A 15,090-nucleotide genomic window follows, 5' to 3' on the forward strand; every position below is an offset into this window, starting at 1 on the left:
GCATCGTTAGGTCCGTCATGGACCGGTAGAACGAGACGAAACATACAGAAGGACAACGCATCATGAAACGGATGCTGATCAACGCCACGCAGGCCGAAGAGCGCCGCTTGGCCATTGTCGACGGGCAAAAGCTCCTCGACTACGAAATCGAAATCGAAGGACGCGAACAGCGCAAGGGCAACATCTACAAGGCCGTGGTAACGCGCGTCGAGCCGTCGCTTGAAGCCTGCTTTGTCGACTACGGCGAAGACCGCCACGGCTTCCTGCCGTTCAAGGAAATCTCAAAACAATATTTCGCCGAAGGCGTGTCGGCAAGCCAGGCTCGCATTCAGGACGCCATCAAGGAAGGCCAGGAACTGGTCGTCCAGGTCGAGAAGGAAGAGCGCGGCAACAAGGGTGCGGCGCTGACGACCTTCATTTCGCTGGCCGGACGCTATGTCGTCCTGATGCCGAACAACCCCCGCGGCGGTGGCGTGAGCCGGCGAATCGAGGGCGACGACCGCGCCGAATTGAAGGAGGCGATGGACCAGCTCGAATACCCCAAGGGGATGAGCATCATCGCGCGCACGGCAGGCATCGGGCGCTCGGCCCCAGAGCTGCAGTGGGACCTGAACTACCTGCTGAAGCTCTGGACCGCCATCGATGGCGCAGCCCAGGGCGGCAAGGGCGCCTTCCTGATCTACCAGGAATCGTCTCTCGTGATCCGCGCCATTCGCGACTACTTCAATCACGACATCGGCGACATCCTGATCGACACCGACGACATCTACGACCAAGCGCAGCAGTTCATGGCGCATGTGATGCCGGAGCATGCGTCGCGCGTGAAGCGCTATCGCGACGATGCGGCCCTTTTCAGCCGGTTCCAGATTGAGCACCAGATCGAATCGGCCTATGCCCGGACCGTGCAGCTCCCGAGCGGCGGCGCAATCGTCATCGATCACACCGAAGCACTCGTGTCGGTCGACGTCAACTCGGCACGCGCCATCAAGGGCGGCGACATCGAAGAAACCGCCACTCGAACCAACCTCGAGGCTGCCGACGAAGTGGCGCGCCAGATGCGCTTGCGGGATCTGGGCGGGCTGATCGTGATCGACTTTATCGACATGGACGAGTCCAAGAACCGCCGCGAAGTCGAAAGCCGCCTGCGGGACGCGTTGCGACAAGACCGTGCACGCGTTCAGTTCGGTTCGATCAGCAAGTTCGGACTGATGGAAATGAGCCGCCAGCGGCTGAAGCCGGCGCTCAGCGAAGGCTCCTCCATCCCCTGCCCGCGATGCGGCGGTTCCGGCCACATTCGCGACACGGAGTCGAGCGCTCTGCAGATCCTTCGAATCATTCAAGAAGAATCGATGAAGGACAACACCGCGGCCGTCCACGTGCAGGTTCCGGTCGAGGTTGCCTCGTTCCTCCTGAATGAAAAGCGCCCGGAGATCGCCAAGATCGAACTCAAGCAGCGCGTGACCGTGCTGATGGTGCCCAGCAAGACGCTCGAAACGCCCAACTACAAGCTGGAGCGGCTCAAGCACGACGATCCGCGCCTCGACCACATCGAAGCAAGCTACAAGATGGCAGACGAGGTCGAGGACCCAACTTCGGTGACCCGTCGATCGCAGGAGCCCACCAACAGGCAGACGCCGGTGATCAAGGGCGTCCTGCCCGATGCGCCGGCGCCTGTGATGGCACCGAAGCCGGAAGCCGCTCGCCCTCCAGTCGCGACGCCGGCAGCTGCAAGCCAAGCGCCGGCGGCCCCGGCGCCAGTCAAATCGGCGGAATCCGGACTCTTTGGCTGGATCAAGAGCCTTTTCGGTGCTGCTCCGGTTGCCGCCCCCGCTCCCGCCGCCATTCCAGTCGAAGCTCCGAAACCTCGCAAGGAAGGCCGCACGGCTCGAGACGGCGAAGCTCCACGCACCGCTCGAGACGGCGAACAGCGTCGCGGGCGCGGCGAAGGCCGCAACGGTCGCGAGGGTGAACGTCGCGGTGGTCGCTCCGGCGAGCGCCGCGAGGGGGAACGCCGCGAAGGCGAACGTCGCGAAGGACGCAACGAAGCGCGCAACGACAACCAGACCCGGGAACCGCGAGAAGCACGGCCCGTCCGCGACGGAGAACGCCGCGGTCGCGGCGAACGACGCGAAGGCGATGCACGCCAACAGCCGATCGAGGCGGCGGATGTTCAATTCGACGCGCAGGCAATGGCCTCGACCAGCCCTCCGGACAACTCCGCAGCGCCCTCCGAACGCACTCCGCGCGCTCGCGGCGAGCGCAGAGACCGTACGGGTGAACGTGGCGAACGTGGCGAACGCAGCGTCGAAGCCACCCGCGACACGAGCCTCAATGCGGAAGCGACGCCGAATGCTGGACAAGCCGAGCGCGGCGGGCGGAATGCTCGGGAAGAGCGCGCACCCCGCGGCGATCGCGGTGATCGCGGCGAAGGACGTCGGGAACGGCGCAACGAGAGCGTCGCACAAGCCGGGGAGATTTCTACTCCGGAACAGCAGCCGATGCTTGATCGCGACGCTGTTGCGGCGACGGACGGCCATGAGGACCGCGGCCAGGAAGCGGAACTTGCACCGCGCCGCGAAGGCGACGAGCGCCGCGGGCGTTCCCGTGATCGCTACGGCCGCGACCGTCGCGACCGCGCACCGCGCGAAGAGACCGATGCGGCTGCTCCGCTGACGGCTCCAGCCACCGCAACGGCCATGGCGACGCCGGCGGCCACGGAAGGCGATCATCTCCGGGAAGTGTCGGCGCCGGCTCGCAAAGAACCCGCGCTGGCCGTCCCGGCAGCGCCGATCGTAGTCGAGCCTCGCGTGTCTGCCCGCGCACTTCCGAAGGTCCAGCCATTCGTCCTGCCTCTGGACGAACTGGCGCAGGTCGCCGAAGGATCGGGCTTGCATTGGGTCAATTCGGATGCAGAGCGGGTTGCGCAGGTCAGGGCTGCCATAGCGGCAGAGCCGAAGCCGGCACACATTCCCCGCCCACGGCCGCCGGCGATCGTCATCGATGAAGGCCCGCTGGTCTTGGTCGAAACTCGCAAGGACCTGGCCGGAATGGTGTTGCCCTTCGAGAAGGCCACGCAAGACACGGGCGCTCACCCCTGAACTGGGGAGGCTCGCCCTCCGTCTCGATCAAAGGGAGGCTTGTCCTCCCTTTTTTTTGCGTCTTGTGGCCGGCGAGGCGCAGAAAAAGCGGGGACCGCCCTCATCGCCAGACTCCGCCGACACGAGTGTCCGCCAAATGCTGGCACGCGGCGTCCTTCACCTGACCATCATTACGACCACCGCGCCCCGAGGGGCCGCGGCGCGGCTCGCTATTTCCTCTCACGGGAGCTCCAGCTCCCATCCGAAACGGCCTTCCCGAGTCATTCCTGAGGCCGCATCGCCCAAGACTCCCGTTGGGATTTCTTCACGTTTCGCCAAACGGCGTATGTAAACAACACCTTTTCCTACAGCCTCGTTAACAATTTGTCATACCAAAGGACTACACTGTCACCGAGCATGTTGCAATGCACCAAGCATCCGAACGCTTCCCTTTACAGAGGGGAAGCCTAGGCCGTTTGGCGGAAGATGTACGGCTTTTGTTGACACGACAGCGGCAGCAGCATATGTTCAAATTCTTGCCGATAGTAGTAAAGCGTTACACTGCCCCGCTCACTCGATTGAGGCAGCACCCGATACGGGAGAAGTTCAAATGTTTCGTTCCGACTCGACCGCAAATGGCAACGTGGTCCGGCGTTTTTCTTCCGAAGGGGGTGGCCCTTCGGTGCCCCCTGCTTACGCGCAGCCAAGGCGGTTGAGCTACTTAGAACGCACAGCCAAAAGGATGATCGATATCGTCGGTGCGCTCATTTTCTTTGCCCTTTTCGGCCCGCTGTACCTCATCGTGGCGTTGAGCGTGGCCGTCAGCATGGGTCGGCCGGTGCATTTCTGGCAAAACCGGCTTGGCGAACGCGGACAGCGGTTTCGCTTCTACAAGTTTCGCTCGATGGTGCGCAACTCGGAGGACGTACTGGATGAGTTCCTGAGCCGCAACGACATGGCTAGGACCGAATGGGACACGTTCCAGAAGCTCGAAAAAGACCCGCGGATCACCCCCATCGGAATGTTCATTCGCAAGCTCAGCCTGGACGAACTGCCCCAGTTCTGGAACGTGCTGAAGGGCGACATGAGTCTCGTCGGGCCGCGCCCCTGCATGGAACGCCAGCGGAGTCTCTACGGAAAAGGCTGGGAACACTACTGCGCAGTGCGCCCCGGCATTACCGGCCTTTGGCAAGTGAGCGGCCGCAACCGGCTCTCCTATGCGCGCCGCGTCGAACTCGACGTTGAATATGTCTGCAACTGGTCGCTCTGGCTCGACATCAAGATCCTGCTGAAAACGGTTCGGGCCGTCGTGAGCGGAGAGGGGTCTCGATGAATTCCGTCCAGCCCGTCGTGCTCTGCGGTGGTAGTGGCACGCGCCTGTGGCCACTTTCGCGCAAGACTCTGCCCAAGCAGTTCGCCCCCTTGGTGGACAACAAGAGCCTGCTCCTGCTCACGCTCGAGCGCCTTCGCAAGCTCAATACTGAAGTCACTTGTGTAGCCGCCGAAGAGCATCGGTTTCTCGTCCAGGAAGGCATTGACGCCGCACAAGTGAGCGGCAAGCAGTTGCTCGAACCTGTCGCTCGAAATACGGCCGCCGCGATGGCAGCGGTGGCGCTCCTGGCTGAACCCGATCAATTGCTGCTCTTTGCGCCGGCTGACCATCACATCCCGGAAGGTGACCGGTTCGTTGCGACCATCCAACAGGGGATTCCCGCAGCGCTGCAGGGCTACCTCGTGACGTTCGGCGTGGAGCCGACTTTTCCGAGCACGGCCTACGGCTATATCCGTCAAGGCGAGAAGCTCGACGGCGCGCTTGCCACCGAGGCAGGCCATGCGGTGGCAGCGTTCATCGAAAAGCCGGCCGCGGCACGTGCCGAACAGTTGCTGCTTGAGGGCGGCAATCTCTGGAATGCAGGCATTCTCCTGGTGCAGGCCAAAGTGCTGATCGCCGCACTCGCGGAGCATGCCGGCGACATTCTTGACTCATGCAAGGCGGCCACTGCGGCGATTGAGAGGGACGGGGATTTCCTCCGCATGGACAGCGCAGCCTTCGGACGCTGCCGCAGCCAAAGCATCGACTACGCGGTACTGGAGAAATGCAGCCGGGTCGCGGTGATCCCTTTTCAGGGCCGCTGGAGCGATGTCGGCAGCTGGAATGCGGTCGCCGATCTGCACGACGCGGATGTCAACGGCAACCGAATCAGCGGCCACGGCTTTGCAATGGGCGCCAGCAATACTTTCATCCATGCGCCCAGCCGGCCCGTGGTCGCCCTGGGTACGAAGGATCTGCTGGTCGTCGACACGCCCGACGCGCTGCTCGTTGCTCACAGTGAGTGTGCGGAGCAGGTCAAGGATGTGGTCGCCTTGCTGACCGCACAAGGACAAAGCCAGGCAACCCGGCATCGCCGCATTCCGAGGCCGTGGGGGGCCTACGACAGCATTGACGACGGGGAGCGTTTTGCCGTGAAGCGGCTGACCGTCAAACCCGGCGCGCGACTTGCGTTGCGGATGCACCATCACCGCGCTGAACATTGGGTGGTCGTCAAAGGGGCTGCGCGGGTCGTCTGTGACGACGTGGTGCGGCTCGTGAAGGAAAACGAATCGATCTACATCCCCGTCGGTGCGGTCTATCGGCTTGAAAACGCGGGCAAGACCACGCTCGAAGTGATCGAAGTCCAGACGGGTGGCTACTTGGCCGATGACGATGTCGTTCGTTTCGACGAGGCGTCCGCGGCCGCAGAAGGCGAAAAAAAGCTCGCCTGAATCTTCAATCCTGCGCCGAGGTGACATCGAATGAACGAGTTTCAGAAGCGAATCTTTGTGGCGGGCCACCGCGGGATGGTGGGCAGCGCGATCGTCCGCAGCCTCTCTGACAAGGGCTACACGAACATCATCAGCCGGAGCCATTCGGAGCTCGACCTCACCGACCAGGCTGAGGTCAGAGCTTTCTTTGCCGCCGAAAAGCCGCAAGAGGTCTATGTGGCGGCCGCCAAGGTCGGCGGCATCCACGCCAACAACACTTATCCGGCAGAGTTCATCTACTCGAACCTGATGGTCGAAGCGAACCTGATTCACGAGTCCTGGCGCACGGGCGTGAGCAAGCTTCTCTTTCTGGGGTCCAGCTGCATCTACCCGCGTCTCGCGCCGCAGCCGATGTCCGAGGATGCCTTGCTCACGGGCAAGCTGGAGCCGACCAACGAGCCTTATGCCGTCGCAAAGATTGCCGGCATCAAGCTCTGCGAGAGCTATAACCGGCAATACGGATGCGATTTCCGCAGCGTCATGCCGACCAATCTCTACGGACCCGGCGACAACTACCACCCAGAGAACAGCCACGTATTGCCGGCAATGATCCGCCGCTTTCATGAAGCAAAGCTGGCCGACGCACCTGCGGTCGTGATCTGGGGCACGGGCTCGCCGAAGCGCGAATTCCTCTACGTGGACGACATGGCAAGCGCCTGCGTCCACGTCATGGACCTTCCGCGCGAGGTCTATGCCGCCCACACGGAAGTCATGGCGAGCCACATCAATGTGGGAACCGGCGAGGATCTGTCGATCGCCGAGCTGGCGCAGCTGGTGAGCGACGTGGTGGGCTATCGCGGTCAGATTCAGTACGACACCAGCAAGCCGGACGGTGCGCCGCGCAAGTTGCTGGAGATTTCAAGGATTCGCAAGCTGGGATGGACGCCCAGGATGTCGCTGCACGACGGGATTGCGCACGCCTACGAAGATTTCTGCAGCGAAGAACTGGTCGCCTGAGCGGGGTTTGCCGGGCCGGGTTCGCCAACATGCAAAGATCATCGGTTTCATTGATTCCCCCCGGCGGCGGTGGCGTGCAGGACTATGCGAGCACCATCGCAGGTCCGCTTCACGCTCCGCCGCTCGAACTCACGCCGGACACAGACTCATCATCGTGGTCCGGCGATCTTCTGCTGCTCCACTTCAGCGGCTACGGCTTCCAGAAAAGGGGCGTGCCCCTGTGGCTCCTCAAGAGGATTGACAGCCTGCGTTCGCAGTTCGGCTCCTTCGGCGTCGTCTTCCATGAACTTTTTGCGTTCGGGCCGCCTTGGGGCTCGGCGTTCTGGCTCAACAGCATTCAGAAGCGGATCGCGCGCGAGTTGGTGTCCGTTTCAGACTTCTGGTTGACCAATCGGGACGAGTCGGCTCGCTGGCTGCTCGACCAACGCCAAGGCACGCCCCATCGGGTGCTGCCGGTTTTTTCAAACGTCGGAGAGCCGCAATCGATCGATGCCGAGAGACTTCCGAGGCTCGTCGTCTTCGGCAGCGCAGGCGTTCGTGCGAATGTCTACCGATGGGCCGAGGGCGAGGTTTTCCGCTGGGCCAGGAAGTCCGGCCTGGAAATCCATGACATCGGGCCCGCTTCGCAGGACCCGTTGCTCGTCCAGCGGCTTCGAGCAGAAGGCGTCGTATCGCACGGAAAGCTTTCGGCAGACCAGGTCAGCAAGGAGTTGTCGCAGGCAAGTTGCGGCGCCCTCGCCTATCCCACGGACTACGTTTCCAAGAGCGGCGTCTTTGCCGCCTACTGCGCGCATGGCATCTGCCCTGTCTTGCTTTCGAAGGAATACGACGCCCATGACGGGCTGCGGCCCAGCGTGCACTATGCTGCGGGCTTCGCCTCGCTGGACCCTGCGACTTCGGACACACTGGCCATCGGCCGCGAGGCGCGCCAGTGGTATGAACCCCATCGCATCGATGCGCATGTGTCCGCGTTGAAGACTTTGGTGACCGAGGTCCAAAAGTAAAGTGAACGACCTGCAATTTCTCTGGACGTCACGCGAGCGCCCCGAACTGGGTTCGAGGCGCTGGGTGGTGGTCTGGGCGAAACGTGCACTTCAGTTCCGCGCGCTCATGTCCATGACCTGGCACAGGCGCAAGCTGCGTTCAAGAGGCACTCAGATTGGACGGCTTTCAGTGCTGGACTCGCCCGACCTGAAGGGGCCCGGCGCCAACATCAGCATCGGGGAGCGGACATTCATCGCCCGTTCGGTGGAAATCGTCGCCCTTGAAAAGGTCACCATCGGCTCGCGGGTGGTCATCAACGACCGGGTGACGATCCTCACTGGGAGTCACCACGTCGGCGATCCGACCTGGCGCCAGTTCCGAAAGCCCGTTCGTATCGACGACTACGCGTGGATCGCCGTCGGTGCGACGATTCTGCCGGGCGTCACGATAGGCTATGGCGCCGTCGTCGGTGCTGGCGCCGTGGTCGCGAAGGACGTTCCACCGCTGGCGGTTGCGACGGGCAATCCCGCCAGCATTCGCCTGGACGTGCGGCCGCGCGACCTCGACTACGACCCCGTGATCTTCCTGGCGCCCTACGAAGCCTGGATCGGGCGCAGCAAGGGTCCGCTCGTCGCTTCGGCCGATGCTTTCCCGGCATCCGACAAGGGCTCGATGAATCCGGAAAAGCCGTTGCCATGAGCGCCACGCTCGCCAACTCCGCCTTTCCGCGGGCTTTGAACAAGCCGCTGGCGCTCAGCCGCGCCGGCTGGATGTTCCTCACGGTGTTCGTGATCATCGTTTTCGAAGGCGCATTGCGGAAATGGCTGGCGTCTTCGGTCACGTTGCCGCTGATCCTGCTGCGCGACGTCACGGCGCTACTCTTGATCTTTCACGCATGGAGATACGGCCACCTGAGACGGCAGATGAAGGTCGTGTCCGTGATGATCGCCTGGTCGTGCCTGGTGCTCGGATGGGGGCTGCTGCAACTCGTCGGAAGCGAGAGCTCGCCGACCATCCTCATCATCGGCTTGCGCTTCTGGCTGCTCTATAGCTGGTTCGCGGTGGCTGCCTTTGCGAGCTTGACCGAGGCCGACTACCGGGCTTCGATCATCGCAGGCGCCTGCATGATGCTGGTGATGGCGCCGCTTGCCGTGGTGCAGCACTTCTCTCCGCCAGGTGCCCGCATCAACACACAGTTGGACACCACAGACGAGGAAGGGATCTTCGTCGCCGTGGTCGGGGTCGTGCGCACAACCGGCACGTTCAGTTTCACGTCCGGCTATGCCACCTTCATGACGACGATCGCACCGCTGGTTTTCGGTATCTTGTCGGCGCGCAAGAACCGCACCTGGCAATTCATGTTCGCGCTCGCGGTCTTCACGGCCTTCGCCGTGGGGGCGCTGGTGAGCGGCTCGAGAACCGCCGTGATCTCGTCAGGAATGATGTTCGTGGCCTACCTTGCCGGCCGGCTCTTTTTCTCGAAAGTCCAGCACAAGCCGGCGGCTGCTCTCGCCGTCGTTGCCGCAGTGGCGCTTTTCGCGCTCTTCGCCTACTTCTTTCAAGAGTCGATCAGCGTCACCCAAACTCGTTTTGAACAAGCGTCGGAAGCGGAAAACTTCTGGGGTCGCGTTCTCACGATCCTGTTCGGCGAATCGGACGTCTACAAGGCGGTCGGCTGGTTAGGCAGCGGCGTAGGCTACGGTTCGAACTTGGCGACCTTCGTGCGCGTCGGCACTTCGGAGGCCTTCGCGCTGGCCGAATCCGAGGGCGGGCGCATCTTGCTCGAAGGCGGCCTCCTGGGCTTCGCCTATACGTTCTTGAAGATCATGGTCATCGGAGTCGGCATCTTCAAGAGCCTGCGCCTTAGCGCAAAGACGAACTCACCCTATCCCTTGATCGTCTGGCTCGCCGCTACGCTGGCCATATTGACGTGGCAGTCGAGCGGTCAGTTGACCGCCAACGGCCTGTTCGGCATCGTGCTCGCCTTCGCCCTCCTGGTCTTCCGCTACCCGAGGCTCGAGATCTTTCCGCGTCGTATCTCTCAAACGTGAGACTGCTCCACTTCGTTCCATCGGTCGATCCGCGTGGCGGCGGCACCGTCGAAGGCGTCAGGCGGCTTCGGGATGCCCTCGCGGAGCTTGGGCACCAGGGTGATCTGATCACGCTCGACAGCCCCGATGCGGATCACGTGACCGGGTTTCCCGGCCAGGTCACCGCGCTCGGACCCTCGCGCGGCAGCTATCTCTACAACGATCGCGTGGTCCCCTGGCTGCAGGCGCATGCCGACGAGTACGACGCGGTGATCGTCAACGGCCTCTGGCAATACACCGGGCTTGCCGCATGGCGCGCGCTGCGCAGTTCGACGACACCGTACTTCGTCTATACACACGGCATGCTGGACCCATGGTTCAAGCGCCGCTACCCGCTCAAGCACATGAAGAAGTGGCTGTATTGGCCCTGGGGCGAATACCGCGTGCTGCGCGACGCCGCGGCGGTGATCTTCACATGTGAAGAAGAACGCCTGCTCGCGCGCGAATCCTTCTGGCTCTACAGGGCGCGCGAAGTCGTCGGCTCGTACGGAACCTCGACACCGCCTTCGAATGGCCGAACCCTCTCATCGACGTTCCTGTCGGCATATCCCGAGCTTCAAGGCAAGCGATTTGTGCTCTACCTCGGCCGCATCCATGAAAAAAAGGGCGGCGATCTGCTGGTGGATGCGTTTGCGCGCGTGCTCGCCGACTCGCCAGACCTGCATCTGGTGATGGCCGGCCCGGGTGATGACGACATCGTCGGCCGGCTGAAGAGTCGTGCCCAGGAGTTGGGCATCGCTTCGCGCATCTGCTGGACAGGGATGCTCTCCGGCGATCTCAAGTGGGGAGCGTTCTACGCCGCCGACGTGTTCTGCCTGCCCTCGCACCAGGAGAACTTCGGCATTGCCGTGGTCGAAGCGCTCGCTTGCGGCAAGCCCGTGCTCATCAGCGACAAGGTGAACATCTGGCGCGAAATCATGAACGACGGCGCGGGTATCGTCGCGGCCGACACGCTCGAAGGCACCGTCGATCTGCTCCAGCGCTGGCTGGCGTTGCAGAGCGCGGAAGTGACCGCCATGCGCATCGCGGCACTGCGATGCTTCCAGGAACGATTCCAGATCGGACAGGTGGCGGAGACGCTGGTTCGTATCATCGGTGACCACTCTCCCGGCACCTCGCACTTCGGCCCCATCGAGCGCGCGCCGAGCGAGCATCGGAATGCCGCCTGAGGGTCAATGAAGCTTCTCGTCTACGGTATCAACTTCGCGCCTGAACTGACCGGCATCGGCAAATACACCGGTGAAATGGTCGCCTGGCTGACTGCGCAAGGGCACGAAGTGCGCGTGGTCACGGCGCCGCCCTACTACCCCGACTGGGCCGTCTGGCCCGCCTACAGTGCATCGCGCTATGCCCGCGAAGACTGGCATGGAGCGACGGTCATTCGTACGCCGCTCTGGGTGCCCCGCAAGGTGACCGGGCTGCGCCGCCTGCTCCACCTGGGCAGCTTTGCCTTGACCAGCATTCCAGCCCTTCTGGCGCAATGGAAGTGGAAGCCCGATGTGGTCTGGGTCACCGAGCCCCCCTTGTTCTGCTCGCCCGCCGCCCTGGCGTTTGCGCGTCTTCGTTCAGCCAAGGCATGGCTGCACATCCAGGACTACGAAGTGGATGCGGCGTTCGAACTGGGTTTGCTCAAGGGCGCGCGGCTGCGATCACTGGTTACTTCAGTCGAACGCGGCCTGATGCGACGCTTCGACCGCATATCCACGATTTCATTGCGCATGCGGGAGCGCGCGAGCAGCAAGGGCATCGACGAGGCGCGCCTCGTCTCGCTCCCCAACTGGGCCAATGTCTCCGGCATTCGGCCGCTCAGTGCGGAAAGCCCGTATCGCGCCGAGTTGGGCATCGCGTCGGATGCGGTGGTCGCCCTCTATTCTGGAAACATGGGCGCCAAGCAAGGGCTGGAGACGCTGGCGGAGACTGCTTCCGCGCTGGCAGGCCGGCCTGAACTGCAGTTCGTGTTCTGCGGAAACGGCGCGGGCCGCGCAGAACTCATGCGGCGATGCGAAAAGCTGTCGAACGTGCGATTTCTCGATCTTCAGCCGAGGGAACGTCTCGGTGATCTTCTGGGGCTTGCGGACATCCATCTGCTGCCACAGCGCGCCGATGCGGCGGACCTCGTGATGCCATCCAAGCTCACGGGCATGTTGAGCAGCGGCAGGCCCGTGGTGGCCGGGGCGCGGCCCGAGACCGAACTCGGCCAAGTCGCCTCGCGTTGCGGGATTGCGGTTGCCCCCGACGATCCGGCAGCCTTCGCCGCCGCCGTGGTTTCACTCGCATCGAAGCCTGAATTGCGACGTGAACTTGGCCTCACGGCGCGGCGCTATGCCGAAGAACGCTTCGATCGTGACGCCGTGCTCAAGCAGTTCGAGCAGGATCTGGTGGCCTGCGTCAACGGCTCAGGCTCCGGCGGCTGACGCCGCCGCTCCTTTATCGCCCCGTCGACGCTAATGCTTCACTGCTCTTCGGGCAGGATGCTCTCGTAGTTGTAGTTGGTGTGGCGATAGCGGCCGTACTTGTAGGCGGTGTAGCCTCTGCGCCCGATATTCATCGCGTTCAGCAGCACACCAGTGGCGACCTTGCCGCCCATTGAAAGCCGTCGTGTGCTTTCCTTGATTTCACCCATGGTCGAAAGATCGGATCGCGCCACCAGCAGCACGGTGCCGGTATGCGCAGCAACCGTGCTCGTGTCGGCCGCCACCAGCACCGGCGGCGTGTCGATGACAACGAGGTCGTATTGCTCCGACAGGCGTTCCAGCATCGACTTGAACGAGTCGGACACCAACAGCTCGGCCGGGTTTGGAGGCAGTTGGCCGGTCGCCAGGAAATCGAGGCCCGGAACCACCTGCCGGTGCACAGTCTGCTGAACGGTCAAGCTGCCGGCGATCAACTCCGAAAGCCCGCCGTGGCGCTGCAAGCCGAAATACTGGTGCGTGTGGCCGCGTCGCAGGTCGGCGTCGATCAGCAAGGTGCGGCGCCCGGCAGCAGCCATCAGCGCGGCGAAGTTGGCCGAGACGAAGCTCTTGCCGACGCCCGGTGTCGGTCCCGTGATCAGCACCCGGTTGTTGGGTGACTCCAGCATCGCGAACTGCATTGCCGTACGCAAGCTGCGAAGGCTCTCGACGGCAGGGTCGTCCGGATGCTCGATCGCGAGCAGCCTGACGCCCGTCGCGCCGGTCAGGCGCCGCTTGGCAATGGCGTCCTGGTTGGCGCTCATCGGAATCGAAGAGAACACCGGCAAGCCGCTGTTGGCCTCGACCTCGTATGGATCGCGAATGCGGCGCTCCACAAAGGCGTTGCGCACGAACGCGGCGACGATGCCAAGGAACAGCCCCAGCGCCAGGGCCGCGGCCATGATCACGTTGCGCTTCGGCTTGATCGGATAGAGCGGCAGCACGGGCTGGTCGAGCACGCGGACATTGCCGACCTTGCCTTCCTTGACCAGGCGCAACTGCAGCGCGTTGTTCAGCAGCGACTGGTAAAGCTCGGTGTTCACCTTGACGTCGCGCTCCATGCGCACGGCTTCCTGCTGGATCGCTGGCAGGCCCTTGATCTTCGCCTGGATGTCGCCCATGTCCGTCTTGAGGGCCGCGATCTGCGAGTCCAGCGTCTGGATCAACGGGTGCGCCGAGGTGAAGCGGCTTTCCAGTTCACGCCGGCGCTGCTCTGCCTCGAGCAGCTTCGTCTGGCGGTCGACGGCCTGGCCGAGCACGAGGTTGGCTTCCTCGGTGAAAGCCACCGTGCCCTTCTGGTTCCGATAGCGGTTGTAGACCTCTTCCGAAGCCTCGAGTTGTTTCTTGAATTGCGGCAACTGGACGTCGAGGAAGGCGAGCGTCTTCTGCGCCTCCGCCGATTTGCGTTCGATGTTCTGCTTGACGTACTGGTCGCCGACCGCACTCAGGATCCGCGTCAAGCGGTACGGGTCGGTGTCTTCCCGCGAGACATTGATGATGCCGGAAGCCTTGCCGCGTTCCGTCAGGCTGAGGCTGCTCTGCAGGCCGAGAATGGTCGGCAGCTTGGCCAGTCGCTGGAGGTTGAAGTTCGCGCCGGACTTGCCGGCCAGCTTGGTCACGACCAGTTCGATCGGCCCGCGCGTGGATTCAGTCTTCAGGGGCGCGCCCACGGTGCCGGCGACCGGCTCGGTCAAGCCCGGGCCTGAGAGAGTGAAGTTGTTGTCGCCCTTTGCAGTGATCGTGAAGAGCGCGCCCTCCAACTCGACCGGCACGTCGAACTGATCCACCGCGATGGCTTCCTGGCCCGAAACATAGCCGTCGAGCCATAGAAAGCCCGGGTCCGAGAGGCCGGTGGAGCGGCGTGCCAACCAGCCACCGATGTAGGGGATGTAGCGCGGACCCGCGACGATGTAGAGCCGCGTCGCTTCCGCCGCCTGGGTCGCAATCAAGCGCGAGCGGAGAATTTCGATTTCCGCGCTCGCGGGCGTCTTCAGGTCGATCAGGCCGCCGGCCTCTCCCAGGACGCCCTTGCCGCTCGTGTCCGGCTCCTCGACCTGGATGACCATGTTGGTTTCATAGACCGGCCTCTCCAGGAACGCGTAGACGAAGCCGACGGCGAACACCACGAGCGTGATGGCGGCGATCAACCATTTGTTTGCAAGCAGCACCTCGACGTAGCGCCCGAGGTCGAAATCCTCTTCCTCGGTAGGGCCGAACGAGCTGGGACTTGGATTGGGACTCGGAGTGGGTCCGGTCTTGGGTGTGAATGAGGAGTTCATCAACTGGATACTCTAGAAATGCGTTTGGCCCACTGCTGGGTACCGTCCTCGATCAGCGCCAGAGCGCGCCTGAATGCATCGCGACCCTCGCGATAGGGGTCGGGCACGTCCTGATCGCTGAACTCGCAAAGCCGAAATACCTTGCCCTTGGAAAACTGATAGCGCGTCTCGATCTCGCGCCGTTGCTCGCGGTCCATCACCAGGATCAGGTCGGCCCGCTGGCACATGTCCTTGTTGACCTGCTGCGCGCGATGGCCGGCAATGTCGACCGCCCGCTCTTTCATCAAGTCGCAGGCGATCGGGTCCGGCGGCTGCCCGACCAAGGCCTCGAGGCCGGCCGAGGAGAGCTGTGCTTGCGGCAAGGCAGCGCCCAGCAACCCGGTCGCCATCGGACTGCGGCAGATGTTTCCAATGCACACGATGAGGACATTTCGAATGCTCACGTTGCGCG

Annotated in this window: 11 protein-coding genes; 9 read left to right on the forward strand and 2 right to left on the reverse strand. The window is 63.1% G+C overall.

The window, feature by feature from the left end; all coding sequences use genetic code 11:
* Nucleotides 1–62 precede the first annotated feature (62 nt).
* The 9 genes from AC1DEK_RS21590 to AC1DEK_RS21630 all read left to right on the forward strand — a co-directional run bounded on the left by AC1DEK_RS21590 (nucleotide 63) and on the right by AC1DEK_RS21630 (nucleotide 12,324).
* On the forward strand, nucleotides 63–3,098 hold the full coding sequence (locus tag AC1DEK_RS21590) for an Rne/Rng family ribonuclease (protein ID WP_478127321.1): 3,036 nt from the start codon (nucleotides 63–65) through the stop codon (nucleotides 3,096–3,098).
* A 721-nt stretch (nucleotides 3,099–3,819) separates the two neighbouring features.
* A complete protein-coding gene (locus AC1DEK_RS21595) occupies nucleotides 3,820–4,410 on the forward strand; it encodes a sugar transferase (RefSeq protein WP_478127322.1) in 591 nt (196 codons plus the stop codon).
* Entirely contained in the window at nucleotides 4,407–5,840 is a 1,434-nt protein-coding gene (locus AC1DEK_RS21600) for a mannose-1-phosphate guanylyltransferase/mannose-6-phosphate isomerase (RefSeq protein ID WP_478127323.1), read from the forward strand. Before AC1DEK_RS21595 ends, AC1DEK_RS21600 begins: the two co-directional genes overlap by 4 nt.
* A 30-nt stretch (nucleotides 5,841–5,870) precedes the next feature.
* Nucleotides 5,871–6,836, forward strand: coding sequence for a GDP-L-fucose synthase (fcl, locus tag AC1DEK_RS21605; RefSeq protein WP_478127324.1), 966 nt, complete (start codon nucleotides 5,871–5,873; stop codon nucleotides 6,834–6,836).
* Nucleotides 6,837–6,865: 29 nt separating this feature from the next.
* A complete protein-coding gene (locus AC1DEK_RS21610; protein ID WP_478127325.1) occupies nucleotides 6,866–7,840 on the forward strand; it encodes a hypothetical protein in 975 nt (324 codons plus the stop codon).
* A gap of 1 nt (nucleotide 7,841) precedes the next feature.
* Nucleotides 7,842–8,519, forward strand: coding sequence for an acyltransferase (locus AC1DEK_RS21615; RefSeq protein ID WP_478127326.1), 678 nt, complete (start codon nucleotides 7,842–7,844; stop codon nucleotides 8,517–8,519).
* Nucleotides 8,516–9,871 carry a hypothetical protein gene (locus AC1DEK_RS21620; RefSeq protein ID WP_478127327.1) on the forward strand — a complete coding sequence of 452 codons (1,356 nt, stop codon included), beginning with the start codon at nucleotides 8,516–8,518 and terminating at the stop codon, nucleotides 9,869–9,871. Before AC1DEK_RS21615 ends, AC1DEK_RS21620 begins: the two co-directional genes overlap by 4 nt.
* On the forward strand, nucleotides 9,868–11,079 hold the full coding sequence (locus tag AC1DEK_RS21625) for a glycosyltransferase (RefSeq protein ID WP_478127328.1): 1,212 nt from the start codon (nucleotides 9,868–9,870) through the stop codon (nucleotides 11,077–11,079). The genes AC1DEK_RS21620 and AC1DEK_RS21625 overlap by 4 nt, the downstream gene beginning before the upstream one ends.
* Nucleotides 11,080–11,085: 6 nt before the next feature.
* Nucleotides 11,086–12,324 carry a WcaI family glycosyltransferase gene (locus AC1DEK_RS21630; RefSeq protein ID WP_478127329.1) on the forward strand — a complete coding sequence of 413 codons (1,239 nt, stop codon included), beginning with the start codon at nucleotides 11,086–11,088 and terminating at the stop codon, nucleotides 12,322–12,324.
* A 38-nt stretch (nucleotides 12,325–12,362) separates the two neighbouring features.
* Here the strand turns inward: AC1DEK_RS21630 and AC1DEK_RS21635 are convergent, their stop codons facing one another.
* Together AC1DEK_RS21635 and AC1DEK_RS21640 are read right to left on the reverse strand one after the other, a co-directional pair.
* Complete coding sequence (locus AC1DEK_RS21635) at nucleotides 12,363–14,639, reverse strand: polysaccharide biosynthesis tyrosine autokinase (protein WP_478127330.1); 2,277 nt, start codon at nucleotides 14,637–14,639, stop codon at nucleotides 12,363–12,365.
* Nucleotides 14,639–15,076 carry a low molecular weight protein-tyrosine-phosphatase gene (locus AC1DEK_RS21640; protein ID WP_478127374.1) on the reverse strand — a complete coding sequence of 146 codons (438 nt, stop codon included), beginning with the start codon at nucleotides 15,074–15,076 and terminating at the stop codon, nucleotides 14,639–14,641. The genes AC1DEK_RS21635 and AC1DEK_RS21640 overlap by 1 nt, the downstream gene beginning before the upstream one ends.
* Nucleotides 15,077–15,090 lie beyond the last annotated feature (14 nt).

It is taken from the genome of Variovorax sp. 10N420, from assembly GCF_056394705.1.